Annotated in this window: 13 protein-coding genes; 6 read left to right on the plus strand and 7 right to left on the minus strand. The window is 70.2% G+C overall.

Features of this window, described 5'->3' with window-relative positions:
• The 4 genes from chvE to ACZ6JY_RS35110 are packed head-to-tail and all read left to right on the plus strand — an operon-like array spanning position 1 to position 5,117.
• Positions 1 to 1,107, plus strand: coding sequence for a multiple monosaccharide ABC transporter substrate-binding protein (gene chvE, locus ACZ6JY_RS35095; RefSeq protein ID WP_469202615.1), 1,107 nt, complete (start codon positions 1 to 3; stop codon positions 1,105 to 1,107).
• A 17-nt stretch (positions 1,108 to 1,124) separates the two neighbouring features.
• Positions 1,125 to 2,666, plus strand: a complete 1,542-nt coding sequence (gene mmsA, locus ACZ6JY_RS35100) for a multiple monosaccharide ABC transporter ATP-binding protein (protein ID WP_469202651.1) — start codon at positions 1,125 to 1,127, stop codon at positions 2,664 to 2,666.
• A gap of 9 nt (positions 2,667 to 2,675) precedes the next feature.
• Positions 2,676 to 3,908: a multiple monosaccharide ABC transporter permease gene (mmsB, locus tag ACZ6JY_RS35105; protein WP_469202617.1), complete on the plus strand. Its 1,233-nt coding sequence runs from the start codon at positions 2,676 to 2,678 to the stop codon at positions 3,906 to 3,908.
• Positions 3,909 to 3,947: 39 nt separating this feature from the next.
• On the plus strand, positions 3,948 to 5,117 hold the full coding sequence (locus ACZ6JY_RS35110) for an aldose epimerase family protein (protein WP_469202619.1): 1,170 nt from the start codon (positions 3,948 to 3,950) through the stop codon (positions 5,115 to 5,117).
• 67 nt (positions 5,118 to 5,184) lie between these two features.
• On the opposite strand, the gene ACZ6JY_RS35115 is transcribed toward ACZ6JY_RS35110, so the two are convergent.
• From ACZ6JY_RS35115 to ACZ6JY_RS35145, 7 genes are all read right to left on the minus strand, one after another.
• Positions 5,185 to 6,261, minus strand: coding sequence for a glycoside hydrolase family 43 protein (locus tag ACZ6JY_RS35115; RefSeq protein WP_469202621.1), 1,077 nt, complete (start codon positions 6,259 to 6,261; stop codon positions 5,185 to 5,187).
• A gap of 31 nt (positions 6,262 to 6,292) precedes the next feature.
• Positions 6,293 to 8,776, minus strand: a complete 2,484-nt coding sequence (locus ACZ6JY_RS35120; protein ID WP_469202623.1) for an alpha-L-arabinofuranosidase C-terminal domain-containing protein — start codon at positions 8,774 to 8,776, stop codon at positions 6,293 to 6,295.
• 185 nt (positions 8,777 to 8,961) lie between these two features.
• Positions 8,962 to 9,792 (minus strand): pectate lyase, encoded by an 831-nt coding sequence (locus ACZ6JY_RS35125; RefSeq protein WP_469202626.1) that lies wholly within the window; start codon positions 9,790 to 9,792, stop codon positions 8,962 to 8,964.
• 109 nt (positions 9,793 to 9,901) lie between these two features.
• On the minus strand, positions 9,902 to 10,759 hold the full coding sequence (locus ACZ6JY_RS35130; protein WP_469202628.1) for a hypothetical protein: 858 nt from the start codon (positions 10,757 to 10,759) through the stop codon (positions 9,902 to 9,904).
• Positions 10,756 to 11,307, minus strand: a complete 552-nt coding sequence (locus tag ACZ6JY_RS35135; RefSeq protein WP_469202630.1) for a SigE family RNA polymerase sigma factor — start codon at positions 11,305 to 11,307, stop codon at positions 10,756 to 10,758. Before ACZ6JY_RS35135 ends, ACZ6JY_RS35130 begins: the two co-directional genes overlap by 4 nt.
• 79 nt (positions 11,308 to 11,386) lie before the next feature.
• Positions 11,387 to 13,684 (minus strand): alpha-xylosidase, encoded by a 2,298-nt coding sequence (yicI, locus tag ACZ6JY_RS35140; protein ID WP_469202632.1) that lies wholly within the window; start codon positions 13,682 to 13,684, stop codon positions 11,387 to 11,389.
• A complete protein-coding gene (locus ACZ6JY_RS35145) occupies positions 13,681 to 16,572 on the minus strand; it encodes a glycoside hydrolase family 3 C-terminal domain-containing protein (protein ID WP_469202633.1) in 2,892 nt (963 codons plus the stop codon). Before ACZ6JY_RS35145 ends, yicI begins: the two co-directional genes overlap by 4 nt.
• 298 nt (positions 16,573 to 16,870) lie before the next feature.
• Between ACZ6JY_RS35145 and ACZ6JY_RS35150 the strand changes: the two genes are divergently transcribed.
• Entirely contained in the window at positions 16,871 to 18,547 is a 1,677-nt protein-coding gene (locus ACZ6JY_RS35150) for an extracellular solute-binding protein (protein ID WP_469202635.1), read from the plus strand.
• 1 nt (position 18,548) lies between these two features.
• The gene (locus tag ACZ6JY_RS35155) at positions 18,549 to 19,226 is read left to right on the plus strand and encodes a hypothetical protein (protein ID WP_469202637.1); all 678 of its coding nucleotides are present in this window, start codon (positions 18,549 to 18,551) and stop codon (positions 19,224 to 19,226) included.

Genomic DNA, 19,226 nt, shown 5'->3' on the forward strand with positions numbered 1-19,226 from the left:
ATGCGCACCCGCACTCTCGGCCTCGTCGCCGTCGCCGCGCTGCTCACCGTCTCGCTGACCGCCTGCGGCCAGGAGGCCAAGGGCGGCAGCCGCTACAAACCGGATGACGGCAAGGGCGGCACGATCGGTCTCGCGATGCCCACCAAGTCCTCCGAGCGGTGGATAGCCGACGGCAAGAACATGGCGGAGCAGTTCAAGAAGGCCGGTTACGACACCGACCTCCAGTACGGCGACGACAAGGTCGAGAACCAGGTCGCCCAGATCGAGAACATGATCACCAAGGGGCACCGGCTGCTCGTGGTCGCCGCGATCAACGGCTCCGCGCTCACCGATGTGCTGAAGCGGGCGCACGACGCGGGCATCCCCGTGATCTCGTACGACCGGCTCATCCTGGGCACGGAGAACGTGGACTACTACGCGTCCTTCGACAACGAGCGCGTGGGCCGTCTCCAGGGCCAGTACCTCGTGGACAAGCTCAAGCTCGGCAAGCCCGAGAAGGGCGGCGAGGCCCGGTCCATCGAGCTGTTCGCGGGTGACCCGGACGACAACAACACGAAGTACTTCTGGAACGGCGCCATGAAGGTGCTGAAGCCGTACTTCGACAGCGGCCAGCTCGTGGTGCGCAGCAAGCAGACGCGGATCAACCAGGCCACGACGTTGAAGTGGGACGGCGGCACCGCGCAGAAGCGCATGGACGACCTGATCAGCAAGAGCTACGGCGACAAGCGCGTGGACGGGGTGCTCTCGCCGTACGACGGCATCTCGATCGGCGTCATCTCGGCGCTGAAGAGCGCGGGTTACGGCAGCAAGAGCGAGCCGCTGCCGGTGATCACGGGCCAGGACGCGGAGCTGGCCTCGGTGAAGTCCATCATCCGGGGCGAGCAGACGCAGACCGTCTTCAAGGACACGCGCAAGCTGGCCGCGCAGACCGTGAAGATGGGCGACGCCGTGCTGACCGGCAAGAAGGTGCAGGTCAACAACACAAAGGACTACAACAACGGCGAGAAGACCGTCCCCGCCTTCCTGCTCAAGCCGGTGAGCGTCGACAAGTCGAACACGCAGCTCCTCGTCGACGAGGGGTACTTCACGGCAGGACAGCTCAAGTGAGCGCCCCCCTCCTGGAGATGCGGGGCATCACCAAGACGTTCCCGGGCGTCAAGGCGCTCTCCGATGTGCGGCTGAACGTACGGCCCGGGGAGATCCACGCGATCTGCGGGGAGAACGGCGCCGGAAAGTCGACGCTGATGAAGGTCCTCAGCGGCGTGCACCCGCACGGCAGCTACGAGGGGGACATCCTCTTCGAGGGCGAGCCCGTGGCCTTCAAGGACATCCGCGCCAGCGAGCGCCACGGCATCGTGATCATCCACCAGGAGCTCACGCTCGTCCCGTACCTGTCGATCGCCGAGAACATCTTCCTCGGCAACGAGCAGGCCAAAAGGGGCTTCATCGACTGGAACGACACGCTGCGCCGGGCGAGCGCCCTGCTGAAGCGGGTCGGCCTGCATGAGAAGCCGCAGACGCCGGTCTCCGACATCGGCGTGGGCAAGCAGCAGCTCGTGGAGATCGCGAAGGCCCTGTCGAAGGAGGTGAAGCTGCTGATCCTCGACGAGCCCACGGCGGCGCTCAACGACGAGGACAGCGCGAAGCTCCTCGACCTGATCGTGGAGCTGCGCGAGCAGGGCATCGCCAGCATCATCATCTCGCACAAGCTGAACGAGATCCGGCAGATCACCGACGCGGTGACGATCCTGCGCGACGGGCAGTCCATCGAGTCGCTGACGGTGCGCGAGGCCCCCGGGGCGAGCGCCGACCTGTCCGAGGACCGCATCATCCGGGGCATGGTCGGCCGCGACCTCGACCACCGCTTCCCCGACCGCACCCCGTACGAGGGGCAGGACAAGGACGAGCTCGCCCTGTCCGTCGAGGGCTGGACGGTGCGCCACCCCGTGGACCACCAGCGCACGGTCGTCGACGACGTGTCGCTGACCGTGCGGCGCGGCGAGATCGTCGGCATCGCGGGACTCATGGGCGCGGGCCGCACGGAGCTGGCGATGTCGGTCTTCGGGCGCTCGTACGGGCAGTACGTGGCGGGGACGGTGGCGGTGAACGGCCGCACCGTGGTCACGAAGACGGTTCCGGCCGCGGTCGACGCAGGGATCGCGTACGTCACCGAGGACCGCAAGCGGTACGGCCTGAACCTCATCGACAACATCAACCGCAATGTCTCCCTGGCCTCGCTGCCCGGCATGCGGCGGCGCGGCGTGGTCGACGAGCACCATGAGCGCCAGGTCTCGGAGCGCTACCGCAAGTCGATGAACATCAAGACGCCCACCGTCTTCGAGCAGGTGGGCAGGCTCTCCGGCGGCAACCAGCAGAAGGTCGTCCTGAGCAAGTGGATCCACGCCGATCCCGAGGTGCTGATCCTCGACGAGCCGACGCGCGGCATCGACGTGGGCGCCAAGTACGAGATCTACACGGTGATCGACCGTCTCGCGGCGCAGGGCAAGGCGGTCCTCTTCATCTCCTCGGAACTGCCCGAGCTGCTCGGGATGTGCGACCGGATCTACACGATGGCCGAGGGCCGCCTGACCGGCGAGGTCACGCGTGCGGACGCCACCCAGGAAGTGCTGATGCGCCATATGACCAAGACGAGAAGCAAGAGCTGAGGGCCTGCCATGACCACCACGACCACTCCCCCACGGGACTCGTCCAGCGCCCCGCCGCCCGTCACGCAGCGGGCCGGTGCGCTGCTGATCCAGAGCATGCGCTCCAACATGCGCCAGTACGGCATGCTCATCGCCCTGGCGTTCATCGTCGTGCTGTTCCAGATCTGGACCGACGGCACGCTGCTCCTGCCGAACAACGTCTCCAACCTGATCCAGCAGAACGGCTACATCCTCATCCTGGCCATCGGCATGATGATCGTCATCATCGCCGGCCACATCGACCTGTCCGTCGGTTCACTGGTGGCGTTCGTCGGCGCCATGTCGGCGGTGATGATGGTCAAGCACGACATGCCGTGGGTGCTCGCCCTCGTCCTGTCGCTGCTGATCGGCGCGGTGGCGGGCGCCTGGCAGGGCTTCTTCATCGCGTACGTCGGGATTCCGTCGTTCATCGTGACGCTGGCCGGCATGCTGCTCTTCCGCGGCCTCACGCAGATCGTCCTGGAGGGCCAGTCGCTGGCGCCCTTCCCCGACGGCTTCCAGAACATCGCCAAGGGCTTCATCCCGGAGATGGGCCCGTACACGCAGTACCACAACCCCACGCTGCTCCTCGGTCTCCTCACCATCGCCTTCCTGCTCTTCCGTGAGGTGCGGGACCGCAAGCGGCAGCAGGCGTTCGAGCTCGACGTGCTGCCGCAGGGCCTGTGGGTCGCCAAGTGCGTGGCGATGACGGCGGCCGTGGTGGCGTTCACGATGACGCTGGCCAGCTTCCACGGCGTGCCGGTCGTCATGCTGATCATGTGCGGGCTGCTCATCGGCCTCGGCTACGTGATGCGCAACGCGGTTGTCGGGCGGCACGTGTACGCGCTGGGCGGCAACAAGGCGGCCGCGATGCTCTCCGGCGTCAAGGACAAGCGCGTCACCTTCCTGGTCTTCGTCAACATGGGCGTCCTCGCGGCGCTCGCGGGCTGTGTGTACGCGGCGCGCCTCAACGCGGGCACCCCGCAGGCGGGCCTCAACTTCGAGCTGGAGGCCATCGCGGCCTCGTTCATCGGCGGCGCGTCGATGAGCGGCGGCGTCGGCACGGTCATGGGCGCCGTCATCGGCGGCCTGGTGCTCGGTGTCCTCAACAACGGCATGTCCCTCGTCGGCATCGGCACCGACTACCAGCAGGTCATCAAGGGTCTCGTCCTGCTCGCCGCGGTCGGGTTCGACGTGTGGAACAAGCGCAAGGTCGGTCGCTAGCAGCCCCCCCCTTCTCATTCCTCACCTCAGGAGCCGCACATGGAAACGAGCAGACGCACCGTCCTGGCCGGCGCGGCCGCCGCGGGTCTCTCCGCCGCCGCCACCTCCGTCTCGTACGCGACGGAGGGCGCCGCGCGGACCGCCCCCTCGTCGAAGCCGGTACGGGAGCTCTTCGGGAAGCTCGCCGACGGCACGAAGGTCTACCGCTGGTCGCTGGCGAACGGCGGCACCCGCCTCAAGGTCCTCTCCTACGGCGGCATCGTCCAGTCGCTCGAACTCCCGGACCGGCACGGCCGCTACACCAACGTCTCCCTCGGCTACGACTCGATCGAGGAGTACGTGGCGGGCACCACGTTCTTCGGGGCCACGATCGGCCGCTACGGCAACCGCATCGCCCGCGGCCGATTCACCCTGGACGGCACGGCGCACCAGCTCTCCGTCAACGACGGGGAGCACAGCCTGCACGGCGGCGCGAAGGGGTTCAACACGCGCGTGTGGGACGTGGAGCCGTTCAAGGACTCCACCGGCGTCGGACTCGTCCTGCGGTATGTGAGCGTCGACGGCGAGATGGGCTACCCGGGGACGCTGCGCGTGAAGGTGACGTACACCCTCACCTCGCGCGGCGACTGGCGGATCGACTACGCGGCGACGACCGACAAGGCCACGGTCGTGAACCTCACCAACCACACGTACTACAACCTGGAGGGTGAGGGCAGCGGCAGCGTCGAGGGCCACGAACTGGCCCTCGCAGCCCGGCGGTTCACGCCGACGGACGCCGGTCTGATCCCCACGGGCGAGCTGGCGAAGGTGTCCGGCACGCCCTTCGACTTCCGGCGGGCCAAGACGGTCGGGCGGGACATCCGCGCCGCCCATCCGCAGCTCGTGACCGCCAAGGGGTACGACCACAACTGGGTGCTCGACAAGGGCATCACCCGCGCCCCGGAGCACTTCGCGACGCTGCGGGACCCGGGCTCAGGACGCACGATGAGGATCGCGACGACCGAACCGGGGGTGCAGTTCTACTCCGGCAACTTCCTGGACGGCACCCTCACCGGGCCCTCGGGCCGCACCTACCGGCAGGGCGACGGCCTCTGCCTGGAGACCCAGCACTTCCCGGACTCCCCGAACCAGCCGTCGTTCCCCTCGACGGTGCTGCGCCCGGGTGAGACCTACCGGTCGAGCACGGTGCACGGCTTCTCCGCACGCTGACCCGTACGACGAGGAAGGAGCGCGGTACGGACACCGGTTCGGTGTCCGTACCGCGCTCCTTCGTGTGCTAGGCGGGGCCGTCCGCCACCGGCACCCCGAAGTCCGGGGTGCCGTCGGCGTGCCAGTTCAGGCGCTGGACGCGGGTGTGGCGGTTGGGGTCGTTCAGCGGGTCACCGACGATGTCCCTGTACTGGCGGGCGTGGTAGACGAGGACGTCGGTGCGGCCGTCCTCGGCGACGGTGAACGAGTTGTGTCCCGGACCGTACTGCTTGGTCGTGTCGTTGCTGGTGAAGACCGGCTCGGGCGACTTGGTCCACGACCTCGGGTCGAGCAGGTCACTGCCCGCCCTCGCGGTCAGCAGCCCCATGCAGTAGTTGGCGTCGGTGGCGCTCGCGGAGTACGTCATGAAGACGCGGCCGTTGCGCTGGAGGAACGAGGCGCCCTCGTTGACCTTGAAGCCTATGCACTCCCAGTCGTACTCGGGGGTGGTGAGCCGCACCTGGGGGCCCTTCAGCGTCCAGGGATCGGCCATCCGCGACAGGAACACGGCGCTGTTGTGGTCCTCACCGGGGTCCTTCTGCGCCCAGGCGAGGTAGCGCGAGCCTCGGTAGGTGAACGTCGTGGCGTCCAGCGAGAACGTGTCCCAGGCGGTCTTGATCTGCCCCTTCTCGGTCCAGGTGCCCTTGAACGGGTCGCGGTGGCTGTTCTCCAGGACCCACATGCGGATCTTCCACACGTCATCGGCCGGCGCCGCGGCGAAGTAGAGGTACCACTTGCCGTTGATGTGGTGGATCTCCGGCGCCCAGATGTGCGCGGCCATGTCACCGCTGGTGTGCCGCCGCCACACGACGGACTCCTCGGCGGTGGAGATGCCGCCCAGGGTGCGGGAGCGGCGCAGGATGATGCGGTCGTACTCGGGGGCGGTCGCCGTGAAGTAGTAGCGGCCGTCGCTGTGGCGGTGGATGTGCGGGTCGGCGCGGTGCCGGACGAGGGGGTTGGTCCGCGGGGCGGCCTCGCGTGCGCCCGGCGCGGCGGCGAGGGCGCTGCCCTGCCCCAGGGCCAGCGAGCCGGTCACGGCGGCGCTCACCGCGAGGCTGCCCTTCAGGAGCGTCCTGCGGCTGGGGTGTGTGTCAGGGGTGTTCACGTCGTTGGTCTGCCTCTCCGAGGAAGGTGGCTCAGCCGGTCTTGATGCGCAGGAACGTGATCGAGTGGGCGGGGAAGGTGTACGAGAAGGAGTCGTCGACGCCACGGAACACCGACTCGACGGGTTTCACCGGCGTCTTGTCCTTGGTGTTCTCGGCGGCGGGGTCGGCGGCGATCGTCGTCACGCGGGCCTTGTCGGCGACCTTCGTCCCCTGCCCGAGGCCGACCGTCGTCCGGGCGTCGGAGCCCTGCGCGTTGACGACCTTGACGATGAGGTCACCGGTGGCCTTGTCGCGCGTGACGACCTGGCGGAAGGGTTCGGCGGGCTTGTCGTCGGTGAAGGAGCCCCACTTCTGGCCGTCGAGGTAGAGCGTCACCTGGCGGCCGCGCACCTCCACGCGGATGTCGTAGGTGCGGCCGGTCTCGATGGTGGTGGAATCCTCGGTCATCGTCTGCTTGCCGCCGTCCACGCCCTTCTCGACGGCGGAGCGGGTGTTGTTCCAGCCGCCGAGGTTCCACCAGTAGTAGTTGCCGGTGTCCTTGACGCCGAAGGCGACCATGAAGCCCTCCTTGCCGGACTTCTTGGTGGCCTTGACCTTCAGGTCGTAGTTCTGCCAGCCCTTGTCGCCGGCGGTGACCAGGGTGTTCTCGGCGCTGTCGTCGGACTGGACGTAGGCCCCGTCCTCGACGGCCCACGAGCCGCGGCCCGCCGCCTTGCTCCACTTGGCGTCACCGGCGGAGAAGTCGTCGGAGAGCAGCGGCTCGCCGTCCGCCCCCGTGACCGAGACGTCGTCGTACGCCGCGCTGGTGGCCCAGGTGGAGAGGCCGACGGCGCCGGTGATGGGCCCGGAGGTCGCGGGTGTTCCCGAGGCCTTGGACGGCACGACCTCGTCGCCCACGTTGCGCATGAAGAGCTTCTGCGTCTCGTAGTTGGCCGAGCCCCATGACTGGTCGTTGTCGAACCAGATCATGTTCGGCTTCCACTGCACGTAGTCCTCGTTGGCGAGCAGCGGGGCGTACGAGGCGAGCTTCACGATGTCGGCGTTGCGCTCGAGGCCGGTCATGAACGCGGCTTCGGAGAGCGCGTTGCCGAACGTGTTGCCCTGCGAGGCGTACTCGCCGAGGAACACCTTGGGGCCCTTGCGGTCGTAGGAGTCGTAGCGGTCGTTGTTCTCCAGGAACCACTGGGGGCTGTTGTAGTAGTGCTCGTCGACCATCGCGACGTCGGCGTCGCGGTTGAGCTGCCAGGCCTTGTCGAAGGTCGAGCCGCTGTCGTCGGGCCCCGAGTTGGAGATGACGGTGATCTCCGGGTGCTTGGCCTCGATGGCGGCGCGGAACTCCTTGAAGCGGGCGAAGAACTCCTCGGGGAGGTTCTCCTCGTTGCCGACTTCGAGGTGGGTGAGCTTGAAGGGCTTGGGGTGGCCCATCTCGGCGCGCTTCTTGCCCCACTCGCTGTTCACCGGGCCGTTGGCGAACTCGATGAGGTCGAGGGTGTCCTGGATGTGCCGCTTCAGCAGTGCCGGGTCGTCGGTCGCCTTGTTCTGGCCGCAGCCGGTCACCAGGGCGGGCACGACGGGCAGCGGCATGGCGCCGGTGTCCTCGGCGAACTGGAAGTACTCGTAGTAGCCGAGGCCGTAGCTCTGGTTGTAGCCCCAGAAGTTCGCGTTCGTCGCGCGCTGCTCGACCGGGCCTATGGTGTCCTTCCACTGGTAGGAGCGGGCCCGCTGCCAGCCCGACTCCTCGTCGTACGCCTCGTGGCTTCCGGTGTTGACCAGGCAGCCGCCGGGGAAGCGCAGGAACCCGGGGTTCAGGGCGGCGATCTTCTCGGCGAGATCCTTGCGCAGGCCGTTCTCGCGGCCCTTGTAGGTGTCGCGGGGGAAGAGGGAGATCTCGTCGAGCGCCACGGGCGCGCCCGCGGCGACCGTGAGCCGTCCCGCGGTGGAGGTGCGGCCGGCGGTGAAGGTCACCTCGTACTCCGCCCAGCCGCCGCGTGCGGTGACCCGGCGGGCGGTGGCGAGGTCGCCCGAGGCGTCGTGCAGCGTGAGGGTGAGCGGCGCGCGTCCGCCGCCGTCCGTGCGGGCCCGGACCGAGAAGTCGTAGCGCTTGCCCTTCTGGACCGCGATGCCGGTGTTGTAGCCGGAGTTGGTGACGGCGGCGCCCGCGGCCAGGGTGAGGTAGTTGCGGTTGCGGTCGTTGAGGCGGCCCGCGTCGTTCACCACCTTGGCGGTGCCCTTGGTGTCCCAGGACGTCAGCGGCGTGTAGGAGCCGTTGTCCGCCTTGCCGTACTCGAAGGACCTGTTCTGGACGAGCTCCGCGTAGAGCCCGCCGTCGGCGGCGCGGTTGATGTCCTCGTAGAAGACGCCGTACATCGAGTCGTCGATCTTCGCGCCGGTGCGTGAGGTGTCGACGTCGATCGTGTAGTCGGTCGGCTCGGCCGCCGCGCCGGGGCTCGTGGCGAGCGTGCCGGCCAGCAGGACCCCGACGGTGAGAGCGAGTCTCCGTCGTCTGTGCGCCATGTCATCCCCTGTCGGGTTGTTCGGAATCTCGAACATTGGCCAACACTTCGAACACCAGGGAACTTAAGAAGCGGAAGGAGCATGCGTCAACGCCTGGGACGAACTTGGTGGGTTCCGGCACGAGAAAGCCCCCTCCGGGGTCCACCGTCGGGGGCGTCCTCATGCGGTAGCGGCCGGTTTGTCGCCTACTTGTAGGTGATGTCCGCCGCCGTGAACTTGCAGTACGTGCCGTCGGGTCCGTGGCCCGTCTCGACCGGCTCGTCACCCGTGTTGTTGCCCGTGAAGCGGGAGCACGTCTTGATCTTCTTGTTGCTGTCGCCGTAGATGCGGACGTCGCGCAGCTCGGCGGTGTCGCCGTAGTTGGTGTTGATGCCGACGATCGACTTGCCGGGGGCGGTGATGTCGACGTCGTCGATGACGACACTGCGCTTGTACTGCTTGGAGCAGTTGCCGCACGCGCGCACCAGCTTGCCGAAGTCGGAGACCTGGAACCCGGTCACGACCAGCTTGCCCGCGCCGTTGAACTGGAGCACCTTGTCGTCGGCCTTGCGCGCGCCACCGCCGCGCACGGTGTACGTGGAGTTCGCCGACGTCCCCTTGAACGTGGCGGCGTCCTCGCCGACGTCCTCCCACCACACGTTCTCCAGCGTGCAGCTGCCCTGGCAGTGGATGCCGTCGGCGGCGGGCGAGCCGATGATGACGTTCTTCAGGGTGGCCCCGTCCTTCAGCTTGAAGATCGGGTCCTGGCCCTCGTCCTGGCCGTCGCCGCCGAGTTCACCGCTGCCGTAGTAGCGCTTGAGCCCGCCGTCGCGGGTGCCGGAGACCTCGATGGTCTTGGGCACCGCCTGCTTGCCCTTGGCCTCGGGCCAGGCGGTGGCAGCCCCCGCGGACGCCATGACGGAGGTGGTGACGAGGGCGGCACCGGTCAGTCCGAGCGCCGTGACGCCGCCGATGAGGGCACGGCGGCGGGTCCGGGTGCGGCGGTGTCGGGTGCGCCCGTTGGCTGGTGTAGTCATGTCCCGATTCCTTCGGTGGACAGAAGTGTGCGTCTTCTGGTCGCCACCGGCCGGGCAAGGGTTGCCGCCCTCCGCGAAGAAAATGATCACGTCACGGAATCAGTCCGCGTCAGTCCCCCGAGGGGGCGAAGTCACCCTTCCACTCCGCGCGTTCCCCGGAGGTGCCCGCCGCGATCCGGTAGCGGTCCCCGTGCGCGTCCCGCTTGCCCTCCGGGTGGTTGAACTGCCCGGCGAACCGGTGCTCACCCGCCGGTACGGTCCGCCCGGCCTTCAGCGTCCACCGGTAGACGAGGGAGCCGCCCCGCTCCTTAACCGTGACGTCGAAGTCGCCCTCGGGCAGCGAGCGCCACTGGCCGGTGGACTCGACCTCGGCGCGCCGGTCCACGCGCAGCTCCACGGTGAGCGCGGTCAGCGGCTTCTTCGCCTTGAGAGTGATGTCGCTCTGCGACCAGTACTCGCTGGACCCGGGGTCGATGGACCCGTCCGCCCAGAGCAGCTCGGCGGCGGGCACGTCGGCGGGGGTGCGCGGCCGGTCCGCGGGCTTCGATTGCTTCTCCCCGGCCGGGGGCCGGGCGGACTTCGGGGGCCCCGAGGCCGGCGGCGTGCCGGGGGTGCCGCCGGGGCGGCGGGGCGGCGGCGCGGGGTCACTGCCGTGCTCCGTCGCCGCGGGGGACGGCGCGTCGGGCGTCGCGGTGGTGGCCACGGAGCGGTGGTCGGTGTCATCCGCGCGCAGGGCCGATGCCACGCCGTAGCCGCCGACCGCGCAGACCCCCGCCACGGCGGCCGTCGCCGTCACCACGCGCAGCCAGGAGCCGCCCGCCCTGCGGTCCGGCTTCGACTGCCGCTCGGGCCGCTGCCCGGCCGCCATGCCCTGCTCGACGCGGGCACGCATCCGCTCCCGGTCGGGGCGGTGCGCCTGGGCGGCGCCGCGCAGCCGCCTGCGCGCCTCGGTCTCGTCGTCCCTCATGTGCTTCCCCCCGTGTCCGCCGTGACGGCGCGCACACGCTGCCAGGTGGTGTGCGGGCCGAGGCTCCGTTGCAGCTCCGCCATCCCCTTCGACGTCTGGCTTTTCACCGTACCCACCGAAATGCCGAGGGCCAGCGCGGTGTCCTTCTCCGAGAGGTCGAAGGCGTGCCTGAGCACCACGCAGGCCCGCTTGCGGAAGGGCAGCGAGCGCAGCGCGTCCCGCACGTCGACCACGGCGGGTACGTCGGGGTCGGCCACGTCCTCGCCGCGGCCCGACCAGAAGAGGGTGACGCGGCGGCGTTCGCGTACGGCGCTGCGGATGCGGCTGCGCGCCATGTTGGCGACGACGCCGCGGGCGTAGGCGGCCGGGTGCTCGGCGGCGCGCACCCGGTCCCAGCGGTGCCAGAGCGCGAGCAGCGCGTCGGCCGCCAGATCGTCCGCGCCATCCGTCTCGCCCGTCAACAGGTGTGCCAGGCGGGCGAGTTCGGCGTAATGCCGCTCGAAGAAGGCATGGAACTCGGCGGCCGCGTCATCGACGGCCGAAGGCATGGGTGTCCTCTCTTCCACGGTCTCCGGCACGGCGCCCGCGGTGGGGCGCGCCGGTGTCCCCGTATCGGAATCGCGCACTCTAGCCGGTCGTCGGGCCGGCGAGGACATCGGGCAGGATCACCTCCCTCTCGCCGCGGGCGGACGCGCGCCCGTCGGCCGTGCGGACGTGGAAGGCCCGCGCGGAGCCGGCGGCCCGGACCTTGATGCCGTCGCCGTGCCGTGTCGCGCGGAAGGTCGCCGCGGGCCGTCCTTGCCGGTCGGGCACGGTCACCTCGACGTCGTACGCGCCGTCCTGAGCGGTTCCGGGGGTGGCGAGCAGCGTCAGCTCCTCCAGCCAGTCGCCGTCGGGGCGCTGTTCGTCGGCGCCCAGCGGCAGCAGGGCGCCCGGGCGCACGTACAGCGGGAGGCTGTCGAAGCCGTGCCTCTCGCGGCGCCAGCCGGGGCCCTGGACGCGCTGCCCGGTGAGCAGGTGGGTCCAGACGCCCTCGGGCAGGTAGAACTCCACGTCTCCCCCGTCGGTGAAGACGGGGGCGACGAGCAGGTCGGGGCCGAGCATGTACTGCCGGTCCAGGGTGCGGCAGGCCGGGTCGCCGGGGAACTCCAGGAGCATCGGCCGCATCACGGGCACGCCGTCGCGGTGGGCCTCGACCGCGGCCCCGTACAGGTAGGGCATGAGCCGGTGCTTCAGGCGCGTGAACTTCCGGGCCACGTCCACCGCTTCGTCGCCGAACGCCCACGGCACCCGGTAGGAGACGTTGCCGTGCAGACGGCTGTGCGAGGACAGCAGGCCGAAGGCGAGCCAGCGCTTGAAGACCGCCGGGTCGGGGGTGCCCTCGAAGCCGCCGATGTCGTGGCTCCAGAAGCCGAAGCCGCTGAGCGAGAGCGAGAGGCCGCCGCGCAGGGACTCGGCCATGGCACCGAGCGAGGCGAAGCAGTCGCCGCCCCAGTGCACGGGGAACTGCTGGCCGCCCGCGGTGGCGGAGCGCGCGAACAGGACGGCCTCGCCCGCTCCCCGCTCCTTCTCCAGGACCTCGAAGACCGTGCTGTTGTAGAGCTGCGTGTAGTAGTTGTGCATGCGCTCGGGGTCGGAGCCGTCGTGCCAGACGACGTCGGTGGGCACCCGCTCGCCGAAGTCGGTCTTGAAGCAGTCGACGCCCTGGTCGAGCAGGGCGCGCAGGTGGTCGGCGTACCAGGCGCGGGCGGCCGGGTCGGTGAAGTCCACGAGCGCCATGCCGGGCTGCCACAGGTCCCACTGCCAGATGTCGCCGTTCGGGCGCTTGAGCAGGTGTCCCGCGGCGGCGGCCTCGGCGAAGAGCGGGGACTTCTGCGCGATGTACGGGTTGATCCACACGCTGACCCTGAGTCCGCGCTCGCGCAGCCTGCGCAGCATGCCCTTGGGGTCGGGGAAGACGTCCGGGTCCCACCGGAAGTCCGTCCACTGGTGCTCGCGCATCCAGAAGCAGTCGAAGTGGAAGACACTGAGCGGCAGTTCGCGCGCCGCCATGCCGTCGACGAAGCCGGTGACCGTCTCCTCGTCGTAGTCGGTGCAGAACGAGGTGGAGAGCCAGAGGCCGAACGACCAGGCGGGCGGCAGGGCGGGGCGGCCGGTGAGCGCGGTGTAGCGGCGCAGGACGTCCTTGGGGGTGGGTCCGGCGACGACGTAGTACTCGATCGACTGGTCCTCGACGCTGAACTGGACCTGGCCGACGGATTCCGAGCCGATCTCGTAGGACACCTTGCCGGGGTGGCTGACGAAGACGCCGTAGCCGCGCGAGGAGAGGTGGAAGGGGATGTTCTTGTAGGCCTGTTCGCTGCTGGTGCCGCCGTCGGCCTGCCAGATGTCGACGCTCTGGCCGTTCCTGACGTACGGGGTGAAGCGCTCGCCCAGGCCGTAGATGTACTCGCCGACGCCGAGGGAGAGCTGGGCGATCATGTGGTGGCCGCCGTCCGGGGCGGTGGCGAATCCGGTGCCTCTGCGCTCCACGGCGGTCAGTCGCCGTCCGTCGGCGTCGAGGAACTCCGGCCCCCAGGGCCCCGCGCTGTCCAGGCGCAAGGTGAGCGGGCCGCTGACGAGTTCGGTGACGGTGCCCTCGCGGCGCACCCGCCCGGTGCGCCCGCCGCCGTGCACCTCGAACTCCGGGGCGCGCACCGCCTTGCCCGCGTGGTGGGTGGCCCGCACGCCGATGACGCCCTCGGCGGGCGAGAAGCACTCGACGGTGATGAGCGGCGAGTTGAGGGTGTCACCGCGCTCGCGGACCCGCTGGACGGCGGCGTACGCGGTGAACTCCCCCTCGCCCTCGCGGATGTCGCGCACCTCGGTGGCGTACGAGGCGTTCACCCCGTCACGCATCAGCCAGAAGCCGTCGGTGAACTTCATGCGGTGTCTCCCCGCTCTGCGGTGACGGTGAAGGAGAGGTGTGCTAGCCGGACGGGGCCGCGCAGCCGCACGCGCAGGTCGCGCACGCCGGACACGGCGAACCCCGAGACGCGCGTGGTGTAGTCGTACGCGCCGCCGGTGGGTGGCACGGTGACGGTGGTGGCGGTGCTGCCCGCGATGAGGTCGACGGCGCCCTCGCCCGCCGCCTCGACGGTGACGGTGCCGGTCCCCTCGCCGAAGTCGCACTCGTGGAAGTGCAGTTCGCCGGTGCCGCCGTCGACGGGCCGCACGGCGTCGCCCGACGTCCTGCTCCGGTCGACGATCTCGGTGCCGCTCTGCGTGTCGTACCCGACGGCCGCCAGGCCGGCCCCCTGTACCGGCCTGGCGCCGGAAGGAGGCCCGTCGAGCACGACCGGCGCGGACAGGCGGATGTCCTGGCTGGAGGCACCCGCGAGGAGTTCGTACGTGCCGGGCGCCACCGTCCAGCGGTCGTGCCGCACGTCCCAGAACCCCATGCCGGTCACGGGCACCCGGAACACGAGCCGGCGGCGGGCCCCGGGCGCGATATCGACGCGGCGGTGGCCGACGAGCTGCCGGTGCGGCAGTTCCACGCCGCGCCGGCGGGGCGCGCGGACGTAGAGCTGCGCCACCTCGTCCGCGGCACGGGGCCCGGTGTTGGTGACGGTGAACGCGACGCTCAGGGTGTCGCCGTCCCTCTCGGCCGTGAGGTCCTCGTACGCGAAGGAGGAGTAGCCGAGGCCGTGCCCGAAGGGGTAGAGCGGCGTGCCGTCGAAGTAGAGGTAGGTCTGCCGGGAGCCGATGATGTCGTAGTCGAACAGGTCGGGCAGGTCGGTTCCCGCGGCGTACCAGGTCTGCGGCAGCCGCCCCGCCGGGGAGACGTCACCGGCGATGACGCGGGCGAGCGCCGCGCCCCCGGCCTGCCCGCCGTGCGCGGTCCACAGCAGCGCGGGCAGCTCGGCGTGGGCGTCGGCGACCGCGTACGGGTAGGCGCTGACCAGGGCGAGGGCGGTGCGCGGCTGGGCGGCACGGGCCGCGCGCCACAGCCGTTCCTGGTGCGGCGGCAGGGCGAGGGTGGTGCGGTCCTGGGTCTCGCGGCCGTTGATGTGCGGATCGTTCCCGGCGACGACGATCACGGTGTGAGCGGCGGCGGCCACGCGGCGCACGGCGTCCTCACCGCGCTCAAGGACCTCCACCGTGAACACCTCGGCGCGGTCGGCGGCAACGGCTTCGCCTTCCTCGGCAACCTTTACGCCGTCGGCGGCGACTGAGACGTACCCACCCGTCCCCGTGTGCCGGAGGAGGTGCCCGTCCCCGTGTCCGACCAGCTCGAACGTCTCCTGCACCACCCAGCCGCCCGGCTGGTCCGCCGAGGCCCGCACGAAGCCGTCGTCGGCGACGGAGAGGTGGCGCCCGTCCGGCGCCCGCAGCGTCCAGGCCCCCTCGCCCCAGTCGACGAGGGCGAACTCGGTGGCCTCCGCGTCGTCCCCGGTGACGGTCAGCGGCGGCAGGTCGGTGCGGCCCGTCACGAGCGCCGGGTCGAGGGCGCCCGCGGCCACTCTCGCCAGCGCGGCGGCGCCGGACGCGGGCACGCGGAGCCAGCCGCCCGCGCACCTCAGGCGCACCCGGTCCGCGCCCTCGGCGAAGGTCACCCGGTCGGCGCCGAAGCGCTCGCGCAAGCCGTCGAGCAGGGAGCTGCGGCGGATCAGGGTGCCGCTGTACCAGTCGGTCTTGCACTCGTCGGCGAGGATTCCGACGACCGCGACGCGGGCGTCCCCGACGGGGGGCGCGAGGGGCAGCAGGCCGTCGTTCTTGAGCAGGACGACGGCCTGCTCCGCGGCCTCGCGGGCCAGCTCCCGGTGTTCGGCCGCGTCGATGCCGCGCGCGCCCGTCACCTCGTACGGGCCGCCGTCGGGGTCGAACTCGCCGAGCCGGAAGCGGACGGTCAGGTGCCTGCGTACGGCCGTCTCGACGTCGGCCTCCGTCAGCAGGCCGCCCGCCAACGCGCGCCGCACGCGGCCCACGATGACGCTCGCGTCGGTCCCGTGGTCGGTGAAGCTGTCGACGCCGGCGACGAGGGCCGCGGCGACGGCCTCCTCATGGGTGCCGAAGTAGTGCTGCGAGTCGACGAGGTTGCTCGGCGCGCCCGCGTCGGAGCAGACGAACAGCTCCTCGTCGGTCCAGCGCCGCAACTCCTCGCGCAGGTGGGGCGATACGTGGTTGGGGCGGCCGTTCACGAGGTTGTAGGCGGGCATCACCCCGGCGACCGCGCCCGCCTCGACGGCGGCGCGGAAGGCGCGCAGGTCGTACTCGTGCAGGACGCGCGGCCTGACGGAGGCGTTCGAGGTGTCCCGCAGTGTCTCGTTGTTGTGCGCGAGCCAGTGCTTGAGGACCGGCGCGGTGCGCCAGTACGCGGGGTGGTCGCCGCGCAGGCCGCGGGTGAACGCGGCGGCGAGCGCGGAGGTCAGGTGCGGGTCCTCCGCGTAGCCCTCCTCGTTCCTGCCCCACAGCGGGTGGCGCAGCAGGTTCACCGTGGGCGCCCAGACGTTGAGGCCCACGCGGCCGTCGCGCGAGCGCATGGCGCGCGCCTCGACGGCGACGGCCTCGCCGACCCTGCGCAGCAGGTCGTCGTTCCAGGTCGCGCCCAGCCCGACGGCCTGCGGGAAGACCGTCGCTGGCCCCATCCAGGCGACGCCGTGCAGGGCCTCCTGGCCGGTGCGGAACGCCACGAGGCCGAGCCGGTCGACGGCGGGCGCGAACTGGTGCAGGAAGGCGACGCGCTCGTCGGTCGTCAGGCGCGACAGCAGGTCGTCCACGCGCTTGTCGAGCGGAAGGCCGGGATCACGGAACGGCGGCGGGCTCTCGGTCACGTGCGGGTCCCCTCGGCGGACGGCGGCGGGCTGGACGGCAGAACGGAACGCACACTTCTTCGAAGCGCTTCGATGCTGAGCCCAACACCGGCGCATGTCAAGACGAGAGGCACGGCCGACCCGATTCATCCCTTACCACTGGCGGAAAGTTCAACAGCGGCGCAGCTTTGGGGAATTCGCGTTCGACTCTTGTTACGGCCGGGGCGTTCACTTAACCTCGCTGCAACATCGAAGCGCTTCGAAAGCCGACCGGCGGTCACCGCCGTGTGTCAGGGCGCGCGCCACGAAGGGTTGAGCAATGACTGCGAACTCCCCCTCCACCGGCTCCGGACCCAACCGGAGAACGTTCCTCGCCTCCTCCGGGCTCGCCGCGCTCGCCGTGGCCGGCGGGGCACCGCTGCTCACGGCCTGCGGGGGCGGCGGATCGAAGAACGAGGGCACCACGACGGGGAAGAAGCTCAAGGACCTGCTCCCGGCGTACGTCCCCTCCGACCTCGCCGCGCCGGACATCCCGGCCAAGAACGGCTCGGCCGCGGGTTTCACCAAGGCCCTGCCCGCGGCCGAGCTCAAGACATCGGTGCCGAAGAGGCTGGGCAAGGGCGGCGAGTTCACCGTCATGGCGCCGATCTGGGGGAACGTGCCCAAGCAGGGCAACCCCTACTGGACGGCCATGGACGAGGCGGCGGGCGTCCGCGTCAAGTGGCGGAACCAGCAGGGCGACACGTACGGCCAGAAGCTGGGGGCGGTCCTCGCCTCCAGCGGCGTCCCGGACGCCGTGGTCGTGCCCGGCTGGGAGCTGACCGGCAAGATACCGAGCGCCATCGCCAACAAGTTCGCCGACCTCGGCCCCTATCTGAGCGGCGACAAGGTCAAGAAGTACCCGAACCTCGCAGCGATCCCGACCGGCGCCTGGCAGCGCTCCGTCTTCGGCGGCAAGCTGCGCGGGCTGCCGATGCCCGCCGCGACCACCCCGAACATCGCGCCCTTCTACCGCACGGATCTCTTCGAGGAGGAGGGCCTCGAAGCGCCCACCAGCGCCCAGGAGTTCTACGACCTGTGCAAGCAGCTCAACTCGCCCAGGAGCAAGGTGTGGGCGTGCGGCGACATGACCTGGGCCGCCTGGAACATCTTCGGCGTACTGCCGGAGAAGCCGTACTACTGGAAGCTCGTCGACGGCAAGCTCGTCAACCGCTACGAGACCGACGCCTACCTCGAAGCCCTGGAGTGGTCGCGCAAGCTCTACTCGGCGGGCTTCGTCCACCCCGACGCGAAGGCCGAGACCGGCAGCATCGGGGACCTGTGCGCCGCGGGCAAGGTCTGGATGTACTGCCAGGACCTGTCCGACTGGTACGGCAAGGCGGCCGTGCAGCGCGTGGACGACAAGAAGTTCCGCATGGAGGCGTTCGACTACTTCGCCCCCGACGGCGGCGCGCCCACCCTGTACGCGCGCCCGCCCGCCGACATCTGGACGTTCATCAGCGAGAAGGCCGACGAGAGGACGATCCGCGACATCCTCGCCCTCGCCGACTTCACGGCGGCGCCCTACGGCTCCAAGGAGCAGCGCCTGCGGATGTACGGCGTCGAGGGCGTCCACCACACCTACGAGGACGGGGTGCTCACCAAGAACGGCAAGGGCAACAACGAGGTCTTCTCGACGTACGAGTACCTCGCCTCACCCGCGCCCTTCGTCGCCTACGCCGATCTGCCCGACGTCACCCGTGGCATGGTCCAGTGGCAGCAGCGACAGGGCGAGCACACGAAGAAGCCCCTCTTCCACGGCATGATGATCATCGAGCCGACGCGGTACACCGAGCTGAACGCCGAGTTCGAGGACCTGGAGAAGGACATCGTGCGCGGCCGCAAGAAGGTGTCCGACATGCAGCGCGCGGCCTCGGACTGGAAGTCGGGCGGCGGCGACAAGCTGCGCGACTGGTACCGCGGGCTCCTCGACGAGACCGGCGACTCGGCGGCCTGAGATGGCACACACCACGGCCCGGGCGCGCGGCGCCACGGACGAGGCGGAGCCCGCCCCGGCCGGCCGGGCGCCCCGCTCCCGCGCCTCGCGCGCCACCCGTGCCTCGCGCGCCTCCCGTGCGCGGAAGGCCGACGCCCGCGTCCCGCTGCGCCACCGGCTGCGCCGCGACCGGGTCCTGCTCCTGATGGTCCTTCCCGCGCTGCTGCTCCTGATCGTCTTCAACTACGTACCGCTGATCGGCAATGTCGTCGCCTTCCAGGACTACGACCCCTACATCGCGGACAACGCGTTCCAGGCGATGTCGCAGAGCCCGTGGATCGGCTTCGAGCACTTCCGGCACATGGCGGAGGACCGGCTGTTCTGGCAGGCGGTCAGGAACACGTTCGCCATCTTCGCGATCCAGCTCACGCTGTTCTTCCCGGTGCCGATCCTGCTCGCGCTGTTCGTCAACAGCTTCGTGCGGCCCCGGGTGCGGGCCGTCGCCCAGGCGATCCTCTACCTCCCGCACTTCTTCTCCTGGGTCCTCGTCATCACCGTCTTCCAGCAGATGTTCGGCGGGGCGGGCCTGGGGGGGGGGGGGGGGGGGGGGGGAGGGAAAAAAAAAAGGAAACCCACAACCAAACCAAACCCCCCCCCCCCCCCCCCCCCCCCCCCCCCCCCCCCCCCAACAACCCGATAG

The sequence above is a fragment of the Streptomyces sp. NPDC046335 genome (genome assembly GCF_055587985.1).